Annotated in this window: 17 protein-coding genes; 10 read left to right on the forward strand and 7 right to left on the reverse strand. The window is 69.6% G+C overall.

What is annotated here, in order from left to right:
• Nucleotides 1-59 precede the first annotated feature (59 nt).
• From dhaK to IEX91_RS07625, 4 genes are all read left to right on the forward strand, one after another.
• Nucleotides 60-1,058, forward strand: a complete 999-nt coding sequence (gene dhaK, locus IEX91_RS07610) for a dihydroxyacetone kinase subunit DhaK (protein ID WP_188878116.1) — start codon at nucleotides 60-62, stop codon at nucleotides 1,056-1,058.
• Nucleotides 1,055-1,795: a dihydroxyacetone kinase subunit DhaL gene (gene dhaL, locus IEX91_RS07615; RefSeq protein ID WP_188878117.1), complete on the forward strand. Its 741-nt coding sequence runs from the start codon at nucleotides 1,055-1,057 to the stop codon at nucleotides 1,793-1,795. The genes dhaK and dhaL overlap by 4 nt, the downstream gene beginning before the upstream one ends.
• Complete coding sequence (dhaM, locus tag IEX91_RS07620; RefSeq protein WP_188878118.1) at nucleotides 1,796-2,176, forward strand: dihydroxyacetone kinase phosphoryl donor subunit DhaM; 381 nt, start codon at nucleotides 1,796-1,798, stop codon at nucleotides 2,174-2,176. It abuts the gene before it with no gap.
• A 342-nt stretch (nucleotides 2,177-2,518) separates the two neighbouring features.
• The gene (locus IEX91_RS07625) at nucleotides 2,519-2,794 is read left to right on the forward strand and encodes a PadR family transcriptional regulator (protein ID WP_188878119.1); all 276 of its coding nucleotides are present in this window, start codon (nucleotides 2,519-2,521) and stop codon (nucleotides 2,792-2,794) included.
• Between the two features lie 20 nt (nucleotides 2,795-2,814).
• Here the strand turns inward: IEX91_RS07625 and IEX91_RS07630 are convergent, their stop codons facing one another.
• Both IEX91_RS07630 and IEX91_RS07635 read right to left on the reverse strand, forming a co-directional pair.
• The gene (locus IEX91_RS07630) at nucleotides 2,815-4,380 is read right to left on the reverse strand and encodes an SLC13 family permease (protein ID WP_188878120.1); all 1,566 of its coding nucleotides are present in this window, start codon (nucleotides 4,378-4,380) and stop codon (nucleotides 2,815-2,817) included.
• Nucleotides 4,381-4,439: 59 nt separating this feature from the next.
• The gene (locus tag IEX91_RS07635) at nucleotides 4,440-4,676 is read right to left on the reverse strand and encodes a helix-turn-helix domain-containing protein (protein ID WP_211086786.1); all 237 of its coding nucleotides are present in this window, start codon (nucleotides 4,674-4,676) and stop codon (nucleotides 4,440-4,442) included.
• 73 nt (nucleotides 4,677-4,749) lie between these two features.
• Here IEX91_RS07635 and IEX91_RS07640 point away from each other — a divergent pair, with 73 nt between their 5' ends.
• Entirely contained in the window at nucleotides 4,750-5,007 is a 258-nt protein-coding gene (locus IEX91_RS07640; RefSeq protein WP_188878122.1) for a hypothetical protein, read from the forward strand.
• On the opposite strand, the gene IEX91_RS07645 is transcribed toward IEX91_RS07640, so the two are convergent.
• Nucleotides 5,004-6,167, reverse strand: coding sequence for an AI-2E family transporter (locus IEX91_RS07645; protein WP_188878123.1), 1,164 nt, complete (start codon nucleotides 6,165-6,167; stop codon nucleotides 5,004-5,006). The two genes, IEX91_RS07640 and IEX91_RS07645, sit on opposite strands and share 4 nt — an antisense overlap.
• Before the next feature lie 91 nt (nucleotides 6,168-6,258).
• Here IEX91_RS07645 and IEX91_RS07650 point away from each other — a divergent pair, with 91 nt between their 5' ends.
• Nucleotides 6,259-7,653 carry an MgtC/SapB family protein gene (locus IEX91_RS07650; RefSeq protein WP_229772822.1) on the forward strand — a complete coding sequence of 465 codons (1,395 nt, stop codon included), beginning with the start codon at nucleotides 6,259-6,261 and terminating at the stop codon, nucleotides 7,651-7,653.
• A 38-nt stretch (nucleotides 7,654-7,691) separates the two neighbouring features.
• Nucleotides 7,692-9,035, forward strand: coding sequence for a class-III pyridoxal-phosphate-dependent aminotransferase (locus IEX91_RS07655; RefSeq protein WP_188878125.1), 1,344 nt, complete (start codon nucleotides 7,692-7,694; stop codon nucleotides 9,033-9,035).
• A 14-nt stretch (nucleotides 9,036-9,049) separates the two neighbouring features.
• Here IEX91_RS07655 and IEX91_RS07660 read toward each other — a convergent pair whose 3' ends face one another.
• Genes IEX91_RS07660 through IEX91_RS07675 form a run of 4 tightly spaced genes read right to left on the reverse strand, consistent with a single transcriptional unit; the run spans nucleotide 9,050 to nucleotide 11,447 of the window.
• Complete coding sequence (locus tag IEX91_RS07660; protein WP_188878126.1) at nucleotides 9,050-9,703, reverse strand: DUF7504 family protein; 654 nt, start codon at nucleotides 9,701-9,703, stop codon at nucleotides 9,050-9,052.
• Nucleotides 9,696-10,586 carry a GAF domain-containing protein gene (locus tag IEX91_RS07665; protein WP_188878128.1) on the reverse strand — a complete coding sequence of 297 codons (891 nt, stop codon included), beginning with the start codon at nucleotides 10,584-10,586 and terminating at the stop codon, nucleotides 9,696-9,698. The genes IEX91_RS07660 and IEX91_RS07665 overlap by 8 nt, the downstream gene beginning before the upstream one ends.
• Before the next feature lie 38 nt (nucleotides 10,587-10,624).
• On the reverse strand, nucleotides 10,625-10,951 hold the full coding sequence (locus IEX91_RS07670) for a hypothetical protein (protein WP_188878129.1): 327 nt from the start codon (nucleotides 10,949-10,951) through the stop codon (nucleotides 10,625-10,627).
• Nucleotides 10,952-11,000: 49 nt separating this feature from the next.
• On the reverse strand, nucleotides 11,001-11,447 hold the full coding sequence (locus tag IEX91_RS07675) for a pyridoxamine 5'-phosphate oxidase family protein (RefSeq protein ID WP_188878130.1): 447 nt from the start codon (nucleotides 11,445-11,447) through the stop codon (nucleotides 11,001-11,003).
• Nucleotides 11,448-11,592: 145 nt separating this feature from the next.
• On the opposite strand from IEX91_RS07675, the gene IEX91_RS07680 reads away from it, so the two are divergent.
• The 3 genes from IEX91_RS07680 to IEX91_RS07690 all read left to right on the forward strand — a co-directional run bounded on the left by IEX91_RS07680 (nucleotide 11,593) and on the right by IEX91_RS07690 (nucleotide 16,536).
• A complete protein-coding gene (locus IEX91_RS07680) occupies nucleotides 11,593-12,546 on the forward strand; it encodes an A/G-specific adenine glycosylase (RefSeq protein WP_188878132.1) in 954 nt (317 codons plus the stop codon).
• Between the two features lie 96 nt (nucleotides 12,547-12,642).
• Nucleotides 12,643-14,814 carry an OB-fold nucleic acid binding domain-containing protein gene (locus IEX91_RS07685; protein WP_188878133.1) on the forward strand — a complete coding sequence of 724 codons (2,172 nt, stop codon included), beginning with the start codon at nucleotides 12,643-12,645 and terminating at the stop codon, nucleotides 14,812-14,814.
• A 63-nt stretch (nucleotides 14,815-14,877) separates the two neighbouring features.
• Nucleotides 14,878-16,536, forward strand: coding sequence for a tRNA uridine(34) 5-carboxymethylaminomethyl modification radical SAM/GNAT enzyme Elp3 (locus IEX91_RS07690; RefSeq protein WP_188878135.1), 1,659 nt, complete (start codon nucleotides 14,878-14,880; stop codon nucleotides 16,534-16,536).
• Nucleotides 16,537-16,772 lie beyond the last annotated feature (236 nt).

Genomic DNA, 16,772 nt, shown 5'->3' on the forward strand with positions numbered 1-16,772 from the left:
CGCCGCGCCGGGTTCGCGCGAACGCTTTTGACCGCCGGGGGCGTAGCTAGTGAACGTATATGAAGAAATTGATCAACGACCCGACTGATTACGTCGACGAGATGCTGGACGGGATGGTCGCGGCGTATCCGGAACTCCGCCGACTCCCGGAGACCGAAGTCGTCGTCCGCACGGACGGTCCCCCGACGGACGAAGTCGCGGTGGTCAGCGGCGGCGGGAGCGGCCACGAACCGACGCACGCCGGCTACGTCGGCGACGGGATGCTCGCGGGCGCGGCCGCGGGTGCCGTGTTCACCTCCCCGACCGCCGACCAGCTCGCCGAGATGGTGCGGGAAACCGACGGCGGCCGCGGCGTCCTCTGCGTGGTGAAGAACTACGAGGGCGACGTGATGAACTTCGACACCGGCGCGGAGATGGCCGAACTCGACGGCGTTGAGGTCCAGCAGGTCGTCGTGGACGACGACGTCGCCGTCGAGGACTCCCTCTACACGAGCGGACGACGCGGCGTCTGTGGGACCGTCCTCGTCCACAAGTGCGCGGGCGCGAAGGCCGCCGAGGGCGCCGACCTCGACGAGGTCGCGCGCGTCGCCGAGAAAGTCGTCGACAACGTCGGGACGATGGGCGTCGCGCTCACCTCCTGCGTCACGCCCGAGAAGGGCGAGCCGACGTTCGAACTCGCCGAGGACGAGATCGAACTCGGAATCGGCATCCACGGCGAACCCGGCGTCGAGCGCACCGGGACGATGACGGCCGACGAGGTCGCCGACACCCTCCTCGACGCCGTCCTCGACGACCTCGGCGTCGGCTCCGGCGAGGAGGTCGTCACGATCGTCAACGGGATGGGCGGCACGCCCCTCTCCGAGCTCTACATCCTCCAGCGCCGCGTTACCGAGCGGCTCGACGCCGAGGGGATCGACGTCCACGACGCGTGGGTCGGCGACTACATGACCAGCCTCGACATGATGGGCTGTTCGGTGACGGTCTGTCGCGTCGACGACGAGCTGACGGACCTGCTCGACGCGCCCACCGAGACGCCGGCGCTCACCGTCCGCGAATGAGTGGGGAGGACACGGAGGCGCTGCTCGACGCGCTCGATCGGATCGACGCGCGCCTCCACGACGAACAGGCCTATCTCACCGACCTCGACTCGCGGGTCGGGGACGCCGACCACGGCAACAACCTCGCGCGCGGGATCAGCGCCGTGACGGAGAAGCGCGACGACCTCGCGGAGATGGAACTCGACGAGGCCGTCAAGACCGTCGGCACGACGCTCGTCTCCGAGGTGGGCGGCGCGGCCGGCCCCCTCTACGGCGGCTCGATCATGTCCGCCTCCCAGACCCTCGACGGCGGACTCGACGCGGAGAGCGCGCTCGCCTTCGCGGAGGCGTACCGCGAGAAGCTCACCGAGCGCGGGGGCGCGCGACCCGGCGACAAGACGATGGTAGATGCGGTGACGCCCGCCGTCCACACCTTCCAGCGCGCGATCGAGGAGGACGACCTCCCGCCGATCGACGCGCTGGCGAAGGCCGTCGACGCGGCGCGCCGCGGCGTCGCGTACACGGTCCCGCTGCGCGCCTCGAAGGGACGAGCCTCCTACCTCGGGCTACGCGCCGTCGGCCACCGCGACCCCGGCGCGACGAGCACGCTCTTCATCCTCGAAGAACTGCTGGCGACCGCGACGGACCGCGCCGGGGAGGCGTCGGTGACGGACGCGTACGCGGACGACGCGGTCGCCCGAGACGGGGCGAGCGAGACGCCCGCGGACGCGAACGCCGACGGGGCGGAGGACGCGTAGATGGTCGGGCTGCTCGTCGTCTCACACAGCGCGAAGGCGGCGTCGGGGATCGTCGAGATCGCCGCGGAGATGGCGTCGGACGTCCCCCTCGTCGCGGCCGGTGGCGACCCCGACGGCGGGATCGGGACGGACGCGGACGCGATCGCCGCGGGGCTCGACGGTGCGGACGACGGCGAGGGCGTCGTCGTCCTCGTCGATCTCGGGAGCGCGACGATGAACGCCGAACTCGCCATCGAGCTGTCGGACGCGGACGCGGTGCTCGCGGACGCGCCCGTGCTGGAAGGAACCGTCAACGCGGCGGTCCACGCCGCCGGCTCGAAGGCGACGCTCGACTCGACGCTCGCCGCCGCCGAGGAGGCCCGCGGAATGTCGAAGCTGTAAGCGGCCGACGCGGTCGCTCTCCGGATCTCGTTTTTCGAAAGGAAAGCGACGCGGAGCGTCGCTTACGGGTAAACGCAACGGAAGTGGTAGCGGCCGGCCGGGAACAGCCCGGCCGGCCGCTGCCGCCCTGAATTGGTCCCCGCTGACGCTTCGGCCCTCCAAAGCGAAGCGCCATCGGTATCCAGTATTCCCGTGCTAATAAGTGTGTCGTCGTCCGAAGTTGACGTGCGCCGGCGAACGTGCGATCCGAAATAGGTCAATATATGAGGACGTGACTTCGGGCCGTCTAAGTACAGCAGAGTTATACAATAGGCGTACTAAACCCGTTTAGGGAGAACCAATATGAATGACCTGACAGGATTTCAGCGAGACCTCTTGTACGTCATCGCCGGGGGGGAGGAGCCACACGGGCTGGCGCTGAAGGAGGAACTGGAGGAGTATTACGAGAGCGAGGTCCACCACGGCCGACTCTACCCGAACCTCGACACGCTCGTCGAGAAGGGCCTCGTGGATAAGGGGCAACTCGATCAGCGGACGAACTACTACTCGCTCACCCGCCGCGGCCGACGCGAACTCGAAGCGCGCCGCGAGTGGGAGAACCGGTACGTCGACTTCTAAATTCGAGGGTCGTCGGCGTCCTACCAGAGGACGACCGGCCAGACGAACCGGAAGAGCGCGTAGATGAGGACGGTCAGCACCGCCGTCATCACGAGGTTGAGCACGACGCCCGCGCGCATCATGTGTTTCTGCTTCAGATAGCCGCTGCCGAAGACGATGGCGTTCGGCGGCGTCGCAACCGGGAGCGCGAACGCGAACGAGGCGGCGACCGCGCCGGAGACGGCGAGGAAGATGGCGGCCGCGTAATCCGCGAGGCCGAGCGTCGCCGCGAGCACGCCACCGAGGCTGATCAGGACGGGGACGATGATCGTCGCCGTCGCGGTGTTCGACGTCATCTCCGTCAGGAAGATCACGAGCAGCGTGACGATGAAGACGATGGCGACGATCGGCGCGCCCGTGAGGGCGTTGAACACCGACTCCGCGATCCACTTCGTCGCGCCCGTTTCGGCGAAGCCGGCGGCGAGCGAGAGGCCGCCGCCGAACAGCAGGATGGTCCCCCAGTCGATGTCCTCGAGCTCCTCCCACTCCATCGTGTCGAAGAGGACGAGCGCGGGGACCGCGTAGAGGCCGACCATCACGTAGTAGAGCAGGCCCTGGTGGCCGCTCGTCGTGCCGAACAGCGTCTCGCCGGAGCCGCCGAAGACCGTCGTGTACGTCACGGGGTTCATGTACGGCTGGAGGAAGTCCCCGAGACCGCCGAGCACCCAGAGGAACGCCGTCACGCCGAAGATGCCGGCGACGATCCGACCCTCGCGGGGGAGGTCACCTTCCTCACGGAGGTACGTCCGGGCCTCCTCGCGCGCGCCGCTCACGTCGTCGACGTCCGGCGGGAAGAGGACGTACGTGAGGACGAACCAGACGATCGGGAGCGTGATGACGACGATCGGGATGCCGATCAGGAGCCAGTCGAAGAAGGTGATCTCGTAGTTGAGGAGCTGCTGGAGCTGGCCGGCGACGATGGCGTTCGGCGGCGTCCCGATGAGGGTTCCGACGCCACCGACGGACGCGGCGTACGCGGTGCCGAGCAGCATCGAGACCTGAATGTTCGTGAACTCGCCGTCGTCCGTCTGCTCCATGAGTTCCTCGCGGCCGATGACCTGCGTGAGGACGCCGACGGCGATGGGCGCCATCATCGCGGACGTCGCGGTGTTGGAGACCCACATGGAGAAGAACGCCGTGGCGATCATCACGGCGGCGACGAGCTTCCGCGGCGAGGAGCCCATCGTCGCCATGAGCCAGAGGGCGACCCGACGGTCGATGTCGTACTTCTGGAGGCCGTTCGCCAGCATGAAGCCGGCGATGAACAGGAAGATGAGGTGGTCGGCGAACGGTGCGAGCGCGGCGTCGATGTCACCGTAGACACCGAACGCAGTGAGTAACACGGGAATCGAGAGCGCGGTGACGGCGAGCGGGAGCGCGCCGGTCACCCAGCAGATCCCGGCGAACACCATCGTGGCGATGGCGTACTGCCCGGCGATCGAGAGCCCCGCGGGCGTCGGTGCGAGCGCGACGAGGACGGTGGCGACCACCGCGATCCCGAAGACGGTGAATCGGCCGCGTGCGGTCGAGACGTCTGGGCGTATCATTGATACACGGCCACATTACGTACACCCCGTTTAATGATTATCGATGTCGGACGCCGCGATCAGAAGTGCGTCGCGATGGCCTCGATCTGGGCCGCCTCGAGCTCCACCGCGTAGAGGGCGAGGAGCGCGCGTCGCCGATCGCGGCTGAGCGAGCGGGCGCCCGACTCCAGCATCGAGACGTGTGCCTGTCGGATCCCGTCGAGCTCGCGCTCGACCGCGCGCTGGTCGTAGCCCGCCGCGACCCGGAGCAGTCGCCACGCCCGCGGGGAGATCGCGCCGGCGTCGACGTCGCACATTATCGGATGGCCGCCACCGACCCTCATAAGTCATCCGTCACGACCAAATCGGCGCCGCCCCTACGCGCGAGGCGTGCGCTCCCGCCTCGCTACCGCGATCGTCGGCCTCGTCGCCTCGCTCGCGCTCAGCGCCGCGATCTACTACGCCACCGGCTGGTTCGTCTTCTTCGTCGCGATCCCCTTCCTTCCGTTGCTCTTCCGCGGTCTCCGGGATCGGGACGCCGCCGAGACAGGGGACGGCCCGGCGATGCGCGCCTGCCCCGAGTGCGACTTTCGGACGACCGATCCGGACGTGCGCTACTGTCCGCGTGATGGGACAGCGCTCGACTAGTCGTCGTCGCTCGTTCCCCCTTGAGCCACGTCGTCGAGGGACGTTTGGACCGTCCCCGCGGTCGTCGTCGACGGGCCGACCGGCTCCGACTTGATCGGCGCGCCCGCGAGGAGTTCGGGGAGGACGAGGCGAACGAAGTGGACGATGAGGACGAGGAGCATCGGCCCGAGGAAGATGCCGTACCACCCGAAGAGGAGCGGCCCGAAGATGTACGCGAGCATCACCATCCCGAGATGGAGGTTCCGCCCGGAGACGTACGGGCGCAACACGAGGTCGGGGACGACGTCGACGATCACGAACGAGACGGCGACGTATAACGCGGGGAACCAGAACGTCTCCGGGCCAGCGGTCGCCGCACGGACGGCGAGGAGCACCGTGACGGGGACGTAGATGAGTTTGATCCCGACGACGGGAACGAGGCTCGCGATGCCCGTGAGGACGCCGAGGAGCGCGGGATACGGGACGCCGACGCCCGCCGGCGCGACGTAGTCGAGGAGACTGTACGAGATGGCACCGATGATCGCCGTGATGACCGCGTTGAGGATGTTACCGAAGAAGATGTTCGAGAAGTCCGTGTCGACGCGCTTGGCGTACGCGTGGACGACGCCCTCCGCGTCGTCGAAGCGCCGATGGAACCACGAGGCCAGACGCCCGTCGTCGCGCAGGAGGTAGAACGCGATGGTGAACATCACGAAGGTGTGGAGCGCGACGCTCCCGAAGAAGCCGAGATAGCCCTGTGCGGCCTTGATCGCTCCCTCGAGCGCCGCAAGGGTGTCCGAGGAGGAGAGGATGGACTGTGGGTCCCGGACGACGCTCGCCACGTCGACGTACGGCGCCACCACGGACTCCAACTGCTGGAAGCTGTCCGGATGTGCGGCGATGTAGCTGTTGAGCTCTTGGAGGCCGATCGCGGACGCGTAGGCGAGCAACAGGAGCGCGGGGAAGGCGAACACGAGTAAGCTCACCATGGCGGCGAGCGTCGGTGGGCGGATCCGCGTGCGGAGGCGCCGGTAGACCGGGCGGACCGCGTAGTAGACGAAGACTCCGAAGACGAACGTCCCGATGAACGAGTAAACGACGAACGCGAGGACGCCCGCGAGAACCGCGGCCATCGCCCACCAGCCGAGTCGCGCGCGACCGACGTCCCACGTCGTGCTCATGGTCCGACTGAGTGGCCCGGCGCCAAAAAACCCCACTCGCCGGCCCCGACGACGGCGCGGGATTTTTGCTGTGGCGGGGGGTACTGGAGCCGTGGCAGACCTCCCGAGCGTCGTCACCGCCGCCCCGATCGACAGCCGGATCGTCAGGCTCGGCGTCGCCGTCGGGCTCGGGCTTTTCCTCGGCCTCGAACGCGAGTGGTCCCAGAAGGCCGCCGGCATCCGGACGTTCGCGCTCATCAGCGTCCTCGGCACCGTCTTCACGACGTACGACCGTGCGATGTGCGGCGAGAGCACCTGCGTCCCGTTCCTCTCGGTCGCGGGCGCGGGATTCGTCGTCGTCCTCGCCGCCGTCCTCATGATTGATGGCTTCCGCGAGAAACGTCGCGATCACCGCCGTGCCGTGGACGGCGCCGTGGGCGGCGCCGACACTGACGTCGACGTCGATCGGGGCTCACATCACGCCGACGACACGGGCCTCCACCTCACCACGGCGGTGAGCCTCCTCGTCGCCTACGGCGTCGGCCTGCTCGCCGGCCTCGGACAACTCCTGCCGGCGACCGTCGTCGCCGTCACCTCCTCGCTCCTCCTCGTCTTCAAGCGCGAGCTCCACGAACTCGCGTGGGGACTCTCCGCGACCGAACTCCGCTCGACGGCCGAGTTCGCCATCCTCGCGTTCGTCGTCTACCCGCTCCTCCCAGCGGGCACGTACGCGCTCGGTGGAGGCGAGTATGGCGTCGTCATCGAACCGCGCGTCGTCTGGTCGATGGTCGTCTTCGTCGCCGGTATCGGCATCGCGAACTACGCTCTCGTTCGGACGTACGGCGGACGCGGGATCGCCGTCACGGGCTTCTTCGGCGGCCTCGCCTCCTCAACCGCCGTCATCGGGTCGATGCTCGATCACGTCGCCGAGCGCCGCGAAGCCGTCGATTACGCCGTCGCGGGCGTCCTCCTCGCGAACGCCGCGATGGCACTGCGCAACCTCGTCATCGTTGCCGCGTTCACCGTCAGTTACGCTCTCGATCCGCTGTTCACCATCGGCGTCCCGCTCGGCGTCGTCGTCCTCGGGAGCGTTGCGCTCGCCTGGCGGGCCGCCGACTGGCGGACGAGCGTGGACGTCGACCTCTCTACTCCCTTCTCGATGCGCAACGCCCTCGCCTTCGGCGCCATCTTCCTCCTCATCGTCGTCGGTAGCGGGCTCACCCGCGCCACCCTCGGCACGCTCGGGTTCTACGCAACCGCCGTCGTCTCCGGCCTCGTCTCCTCCGCGGGCGCGACCACTTCTGCCGTCGTCCTCTACCGCACGGGCGAACTCACCGCCCACGAGACGGGCGTCGCCGTCACCCTCGCTACCGCCTCCAGCGTCCTCGTGAAGGTCGGTCTCGCCGCGACCAGCGCGGAGCGCGCCTTCGGTCGCCGCGTCGCAGTCGTCAGCCTCGGCGTGCTCGGCACCGCCGGCCTCGCCGCCGTCGTCGTCGCACTCGTCTGAGCCGCCGCCGTTTTCCCCCGGCGCGTTCCCGAAGTCGTATGGACCGGGACACCGCCGAACCGCGCGTTGATACGTTCCCCGGCGACGCGGCCCGCGAATGGGTCGACCGCCACCACGAGCACGCCGCGCCGCGCACCTACGCCTACGACTTCGTCTGGGACATCACGGAGGAGGCCATCGGCCCCTTCTGCACCGACATCGACGGGAACGTTCTCCTCGATTTCACCGCGCACGTCGCGTCCGCCCCGTTCGGCTACAACAACCCGAAGATTCTCGACCGACTCGACGCCTTCGACCTCGTCGATCCGACGAAGATCGCCGGGCAGGACTTCTACGTCAGCGGCGGCGGGAGCGTCGACGACCCCGACGTCCCCGGGCCGACGCAGTTGATGGAGCGGCTCACCGACCTCACCGAACACTACGGCCTCGATACGGTCTTCCTCTCGAACTCGGGCGCGGAGGCCGTCGAGAACGCCATCAAGATCTGCTACGCGAAGCGCGGTCATCGCGCCGTCACCTTCGATGGGGGCTTCCACGGACGCACCCTCGGCGCGCTCTCGCTCAACCGCTCGAAGGCCGTCCACCGGACGGGCTACCCCGAGGTCCCGGGAGTCGTCAGCCTCCCCTACTGCACCTGCGAGGGCGAGTGCACCTGCGGGTGGGAGACCGACGGCCCGGGAGGGAACCGCCTCGCGGACATGCTCCACGCCGAGCGCGGCGTGATCGATCCCGACGAACTCGCGTACGTGATCCTCGAACCCCAGCAGGGCGAGGGCGGGTATCGCGTCCCGAGCGATGACTTCGCGCGCGACGTCGCGGCCGCGAGGGCCGAACACGGCTTCTACGTGATCAGCGACGAGATCCAGAGCGGCCTCGGGCGCACCGGCGAGCTGTGGGGGATCGACCACCTCGATCTCGACCCCGACGTCATCACGTCCGCGAAGGGACTCCGCGTGGGCGCGACGATCGCCGACGCGGACGTCTTCCCCGAGGAGACGGCGCGCCTCTCCTCGACGTGGGGTGCGGGGGACGTCCTCGCGGCCGCGCAGGGCGTTGCCACCATCGACGCCATCGAGGCCCACGACCTCCTGACGAACGTCCGCGAGCGCGGTCGGCAGTTCACCGAGCTACTCGCGGACCTCGACAGCGAGCACGTGACGGACGTCCGCGGCCGCGGCCTCATGCTCGCCGTCGAACTCGACACGAAGGAGCGCCGCGGCGCGCTGTTGCGCGCCTGTCTGGATCGCGGGCTCCTCACCATCGGCTGTGGCTACAAGACCCTGCGGCTCCTCCCGCCGCTCGACGCCACCGAGCGGGAGATCGAACTCGGGTTCTCGATCATCGACGCGGCGCTCGACGACCCGCGGGTCACGGGGGCCTGAACGCCCGTCCCGGGTCACTCCAGCGTCGGGTCGAAGGCGGCCCACTCGCGGGACTGATCCGGGAGACCGCGCGCGCGTAGCTCCGCACCGCCCTCGGCCTCCCGGACGTCGATCCGGCCCGTGCAGAACTGGGAGAGCGTGCTGATCGTCCGGTCGTCGTGCATCGACGGATCGACCAGGAAGACGCCGAGGCCGTCGACGCTGTCGATGCGGCCGACGAGCGTGTGGACGAAGCGCGAGACCGGCTGGAGCTCGCCGAAGGAGAGGAGCGTCGAGAGCGAGCAGATGCCCGTCCGCACGCCCTCGACGCCCGCCCGCTGGAACGACCGGTGGACGTCGGAGAACCGCATCCCGATGCCCGTGAGGTCGGACGGCCCGGAGACGGGCATGACGCGCGCCGGGAGGTCCGGGTCCTCGCCGCCGACGCAGTCGATGATCGCGGTGCGATCCGCCTCCATCTCGATACCGGCGCGCTCGCAGTCGCCGGCGAGGCGGCCCGCGCGGCGGTTCGTGGTGACGACGATGGTCCCCTCGTCGGTCGCGCCGGCGAGCATCCGGAGCGCGAGCGTCCGCGCCCCGCTGTGGGGCGATCCCGCGAGCAGGACGCTCGATCCGGGATCGACGTCCGCGAGCGGCAGTCCCTCGAAGTCGTACGCGCCGTCACGCATCGTCCTCACCCCCGTCGCCGTCGAGCCTGCGCCTGAGCTCCAACTGCTCCATCGCCTCGTCGGCGAGGAGCGCGAGCAGTTCGCGCTCGCGCGCGTCGAACGACCGCGGCTCGTCGTCGTAGACGCAGAACGTTCCGATCGTTTGGCCGTCGGGCGTGACGAGCGACGCGCTCGCGTAGAACGCGATCCCCGCCGCGCGCACCCCCTCGTTCGTCTCGAAGCGCGCGTCCCCCCCGACGTCCTCGATGACGGTGACGTCGTCGTCGAGCATGGCGTACGTACAGACCGTATCCTCGCGGTCGATCGTCCCCATCGAGACGCCGTGACAGGAGAGGAAGCGCTGTTCGTGCGCGTCGATGAGGCCGATGGCGGCGGCGTCGAGATCGAAGAGCGCGGTCGCGATCTCGGTCAGTCGATCGAGCGAGGCGTCGAGCGCCGCCGGGTCGCCGGCGTACCGATCGAGCGCGTCGAGTCGGGCGTCCTCGTCGTCGGGGAGCGGGTACGCGGTCTGCGAGCGGAAGGCGAGCGTCTGTTCGAGGACGTCGCACAGCGCCTCGCGGGCGTCCGCCTCGTCCTTCGTGAGGTAGTCCGCGACGACGTCACCGAACGCCGCGGTGTCGATCGACTCGACCGGAGTCGACGTGAAGAGGACGCACGCGGCGTCGGGCGCGTGCTCTCGCACCGCGCGGACGACGTCGAGGCCCGTCCCCCCCGGCAGTTCGTACTCGGTGACGAGCGCGTCGAGCGTCGGCCCGTCGGGGTCGTCGAGGACGTCGCGCGCGTCGGCGATCGTTCCGGCCGTCACGACCTCGTACCCGGCGTCCGCGAGCGCGTCACGCGTCGCGGCCAGCGCGGTCGAGTCCGGATCGACGCAGAGTATCATCGGTCGCTCTTCGCCGCCAGGGCTGTTGAAGGGCGGGGCTAGTACTGATAGCGCCGACCCTCGTCGTCGTCCTGCGGGAACTCCTGTCGGCTGCCGGCCATCTCGTCGTAGCTCATCCCCGCGAGGTACTCGTCGTAGGTGGTGTCGTACGCGCTGCGGAGGGCGAAGTCGAGCTTGCCGCTCTGCACGTAGGAGTCGAAGAGCGCGTGGATCGCGCGCCGGACGAGCTCGTCCGCGTCCTCGGGGTCGAGGGCGGCGACGAGCATGGCGAGCTCGGTCCGGGACTCCCGGTCGAGGGCGAAATCGGCGTCTTTCAGCTCGCGGTTCGTCGACTGCACGTCGTCGACGAGGTCGTCGAGAGTCATACGCCGACCATCGCGCGGCGTCGGGAAGGCGATTGGGATTCGGACTCGGTCAGCGCTCGGTGCCGCCCTCGAAGGCCGAGCCGAACACCCGTCCGGTGAGGTCGGCCGGGGTGAGGCGGTAGTAGTCGAAGGCGAGCTCTGACGGCGGCGTCTCGGTGCTGACGTTCAGCGTCGGGACGGTGCCGTTCTCCGCGAGCGCCTCCGAGGCGCGAGGCGCGTCGCCGTCCGAGACGACGTCGAGGGGACCGCGGGCGACGACGCTCGCGGCCGGCGTCTCCGTGTACGCCGTGAACGTCGCCACGCCCGTCGACTCGACGAGCGCCATCTTCCGACTCCCCTCATCGTACACCAACTGGAAGTAGAGCGCATCGCCGTCGTAGCCGAACGATTCGGGGATGGCGTAGCTCTCGGCGCCGTCGGTGAGCGCGAGGACGCCGGACCCCCGCTCACGGAGGAACGCGTCGACTTCCTCGTCCGTCATCTCGTCGGCTGTCATACCCGATCCGTGGCTCGTCTCGGCTATATGGGTTGTGAACCCGATCCAGTCGTCCGATTTCGACGGTGGGCCGGTCCCGCCGTGCGCCGGGCGTCGCCGCGTCCCGTGTCGTCAGCCTGAAGCGCGCGCCGCCCGACGGGCGGGTATGAGCGATGCGGACGCGACGGCGGACGGGGGCGGCGGTGGCGACGACCCGCGGGTCCACCTCCCGGCGGACGTCGAGGCCGTCCGCGACGCCCTCGTCTCGTGGTACGAGGACGACCACCGCTCGTTCCCGTGGCGCGAGACGACCGACGCCTACGAAATACTCGTCTCCGAGGTGATGAGTCAACAGACCCAACTCGACCGCGTCGAGACGGCGTGGCACGAGTTCCTCGATCGGTGGCCGACCGTCCGCGATCTCGCGGCCGCGGAGCGCAGCGACGTCGTCGGGTTCTGGACCGGCCACTCGCTCGGCTACAACAACCGCGCGCGCTACCTCCACGAGGCCGCCGAGCAGGTCGTGACGGAGTACGACGGGGCGTTCCCCGAGGAGCCCGACGAACTGGAGGAGCTGATGGGCGTCGGGCCGTACACCGCGAACGCGGTCGCGTCGTTCGCGTTCGACAACGGAAACGCCGTCGTGGACACGAACGTCAAGCGCGTGCTCTATCGGGCCTTCGACGTCCCGGACGACGACGAGGCGTTCGCCGCCGTCGCGGGCGCGCTGATGCCCGCGGGCGAGTCGCGGGTCTGGAACAACGCGATGATGGAACTCGGCGGCGTGGCCTGCGAGAAGGCACCCTCGTGCGACGAGGTCGGCTGTCCGTGGCGGCGGTGGTGTCACGCCTACGAGACCGGGGACTTCACCGCGCCGGACGTGCCCACCCAGCCCGAGTTCGAGGGGTCGCGCCGACAGATGCGCGGCCGGGTGGTCAAGGCGCTCTCGAACCACGACGAACTCGCCCTCGACGACCTCGGCCCGAAGGTGCGCGTCGATTACACGCCGGAGGGAGAGCACGGCCGCGAGTGGCTGCGCGGCCTCGTCGCCGACCTCGCCGACGACGGCCTCGCGGCGCTCGACGAGCGCGACGGCGAGCCGGTGGCGCGACTCCGCTGACCACTGCCGATCCGGGGCCGCCGTGGACGTTCGCGGGCGCGTCCGACGCGCGCGGTTTCGACAGTCGTTTAGGGGCGGGGGACTTTTCACCGCTAAATGGGTTCGTGTATCATTTGCGGCGCCTCCACGGACGGATACATCTGCGAGACGCACGAGGAGGACGTCGTCTTCGAGTTCCGCGGTTCCACGCCCGAACAGCTCACGCCGGGTCGCTTCTACGAGGGTCACGTCGACGGCTTCGCCGAGTTCGGCGTCTTCGTCGACATCGGCGACAACGTCACCGGTCTGCTCCACAAGAGCGAGATCCCCCAGCGCCTCGATGCGCTCGACTGGGAGTCCGGCGACACCGTCTACGTCGAGGTCGAGGACGTCCACGGCAACGGGAACGTCGACCTCGCGTGGTCGATTCGCCAGTCCGAACGCGAGTTCCGCGGGCTGCTCGTCGACGATCCGGACGCACCGACGAACGCCGAACTCCCCGAGGACGAGGGCGACGCGCCGCCCGCGGCGTCCGAGCCGGACGCCGAGGAAGAGGAGGAGGCCGCTGAGAGTGCGAGTCGCGGCGAGCGCGAGTCGTCGACGGACGAGCACGAGCGCGACGCCGCGGAGGCGGACGAGTCGGCGAACGCGGGCGGAAACGAGGCCGAAGCGGCGGAGACGAACGCCGAATCGGACACCGAGCCGTCGGCGGACGAGGGGACAGACGCGGGTGAGGAATCGAACACGACCGAGGGGACGAACGCGGGCGAAGAGGCGGAGCCCGAGGACGTCGTTCGCGTCCCGATCGACGCCCTCGACGCCGAAGTCGGCGAGGTCGTGGCCGTCGAAGCCGAGGTCACGGGCGTCCGTCAGACGTCCGGTCCGACGGTCTTCGAGCTGACCGACGAGACCGGCACCGTCGACGCCGCGGCGTTCGTCGAGGCCGGCGTCCGCGCCTATCCGGAGGTCGAGGCGGGCGACGTCGTCCGTCTCGTCGGCGAGGTCGAGCGCCACCACGGCGAGCTCCAACTGGAGACCGAGGACCTCGACGTGCTCACGGGCTCGGAGGCGAGCGCGGTCCACGAGCGCCGCGAGGCCGAGGTCACGGAGCGCGCGACGCCCGACGACGAGACGCTGCTCGTGCAGGACACGGCGGTCGACGTCGTGCACGACGATCTCGTCGACGCCGCGACGGAGATCCGCCGGGCGATCATCCAGTCCCGCCCCGTCATCGTCCGTCACACCGCGGACGTCGAGGGGTACGTCGGCGGGGCCGCCATCGAGCGCGCCGTCCTCCCGCTCGTCCGCGCCGAGCACACCGCGAGCGACGCCGAATACCACTACGTCGACCGCCGGCCGCTCGACGACGGCTTCTACACGCTCGACGACGCGACGAAGGACGTCACGTCGATGCTGCAGGCCGCGGATCGCCACGACGAGAAACACCCGCTGTTCGTCCTCGTCGGCACGGGGAGCACGCGCGAGTCCACGGACGGGCTCGGTCTCCTCGCGCAGTACGACGCGCCGACGGTCGCCCTCGACGGCGGCTACGCGGACGGCGAGGCCGCGGACGCCGCTGGCGTTCTCGTCTCCCCGACGCAGCACGGCGAGGACCCGGTCTCGACGGGCGTGCTCGCCACGCACCTCGCCGGCATCGTGAACGGCGAGGTCCGCGACGACCTCGCGCACCTCCCCGCGGTCCCGTTCTGGTCGGACACGCCGGACGTCTACGCCGAACTGGCCGCCGAAGCGGGCTACGACCACGACACCGTCGAGAACGTCCGTGACGCCCTCGCGCTGGAGGCCTTCTACCAGGCCTACGAGGACAAACGCGAGATCGTCATCGACCTCCTCTGGGACGAGGCCCACACCGGTCTCGTCGGCCACGTCGGCGAGCAGTTCCGCGAGAAGCTCGCGACGGAGTTCGAGACGGCCGAACCCCACCTCGACGCGCGCGACGTCGCCGGCGACGTGACGATCGAGGTCCTCGACGTCGATCGGTACACGCACCGCTACGACTTCCCGCCCGTCGCGCTGCTGCTCGACGCCCTCTACCGGGAGCGCGCCGACGGCGCGTACATCCTCGTGGGTGCGGACAGCGACGAGCTCCGCGTGCGCTCGACCGGCGACGTCGACGTGCGCGCGGTCGGCGAGACGCTCGCGGCGGACCTGCCCGAGGCCGGCGTCGTGCCGCGGGGCGCCCAGGACGGCCGTATCGAGTTCCTCAGCGGCGAGCGCGACGCCGTCGTCGACGCCGCCGTCGAGGCGCTCGCCGAGCAGTCGGACTGACGCCGCACCGCCGCGGTCTCTCAACGATACGTTTTTGCGTCGTGGTCGGCTGATTCACGTCCAATGAGTAGCGAGGCCGAGAGCGGCGAGGACGAGGCGTTCGCCGCGGCCTGCGAGGACCTCGTCGCGCGCATCCTCTCGGGCGACGTCGGACAGGGCGACGTGGAGAGCGCGAAGCTCGACGTCTGCTCCGAGCACTCGGTCGCGCGGGTCCCGAAACACACGGACCTGCTCGATCACGCCCCCGAGGGGCGCCGCGAGGAACTGGAGGAAGTCCTCCAGCGCAAGCCCGTGCGCACGGCGTCCGGCGTCGCGCCGGTCGCGGTGATGACGAGCCCGCACCTCTGTCCCCACGGGAAGTGTCTCTACTGTCCGGGCGGCCCCGCGAGCGAGTTCGGAAGCGCGCAGTCCTACACGGGCCACGAGCCCGCGGCGGCGCGCGGCGAGCAGAACGACTACGACCCCTACGGGCAGGTGACGCTGCGGCTCAATCAGCTCCGCGAGATCGGCCACCCCGTCGATAAGGTGGAGCTGATCGTCATGGGCGGGACGATGACGGCCCGCAGCCACGACTACCAGGAGTGGTTCGTGAAGCGCTGTCTCGAGGCGCTGAACGATCACGACCTCGACGCCGAACCCGCGCCCGCCGAGGGGGTCTCGTTCGCCCAGGACCCCGACGAGTACGCGTTCAGCTATCTGGAGGACGTCAAGACGGCGAACGAGTTCGGGGACATCCGCAACATCGGGACGACCTTCGAGACGAAGCCGGACTGGTGCGACCCCGAGCAGGTGGACCGGATGCTCGACCTCGGCGGGACGAAAGTCGAGGTCGGCGTCCAGACGACCTACGAACGCATCAACCGGGAGATGCACCGCGGCCACGGGAATCAGGCCTCCATCGACGCGAACCGCAACCTCCGGAACGCGGCGTTCAAGGTCGGCTTCCACATGATGCCCGGCCAGCCCGGGATGACCGAGCGGATGGTGGAAGAGGACTTCCGGCAGCTCTTCGAGAGCCCCGAGTGGCGCCCGGACTACCTGAAGATCTACCCGACGCTCGTCGTGCGCGGCACGAGGGTGTACGACCAGTGGCGCCGCGACGACTTCGAGCCCCTCCAGAACGAGCAGGCCGCCGAGCTCGTCGCGCGCGTGATGAAGGACCTCCCGCGCTACGTGCGCCTCCAGCGCGTCCAGCGCGACATCCCCGCGGACTTCATCGACGCGGGCGTCTGGAAGTCGAACCTCCGACAGCTCGCGTGGCAGAAGATGGACGAGCACGGCTGGGAGTGCTCGTGCATCCGCTGTCGCGAGGTCGGGATGAACGACGCGGAGCCCGAGACCGTCGAGATGGGGACGATCGAGTACGAGGCCGCCGGCGGGACGGAGCAGTTCATCAGCTTCGAGGACTTCGAGCAGGACTTGCTGGTGGGCTTCGCGCGCCTGCGTTTCCCGGGCGAGACGGCGCGCCGCGAGCTGGAGGACGCCGCGCTCCTGCGCGAACTCCACGTCTACGGTGACGCGGTGAGCGTCGGCGAGGCGAGCGGCGAGGGCGACCAGCAACACCGCGGCTACGGCCGCCGCCTGATGCGCGAGGCCGAGGAACGCGCCCGCGACGCCGGCTACGAGACGCTCGCGGTCATCTCCGGGATCGGCGCGCGCCAGTACTACAAGCGCAAGCTCGGCTACCACCAGGACGGGCCGTACGTGGTGAAGGAGCTCTAAACTGCACCAGCGGTCCCGGCCGCGAGCGTCGCGAGCGATTGGCGAACACGACGGCACCGTCCGCCGCGGACCGCCCGCCGTCGCGTTTCGCACGGCGGTCCGCGACCGCTCTCAGGTCACGGGAGGCGCGTTGTCCGGCGGTGGGGCATAAACCCGCGTCCGGCCCGCTTCGTCCGCTCCGTTCGATTCGTCCTACGTCGCTGGCTCGCCCGGTCCGTTCGGGTAGTCTGATCCCC

It is taken from the genome of Halarchaeum nitratireducens, from assembly GCF_014647155.1.
Lineage (GTDB): Archaea > Halobacteriota > Halobacteria > Halobacteriales > Halobacteriaceae > Halarchaeum > Halarchaeum nitratireducens.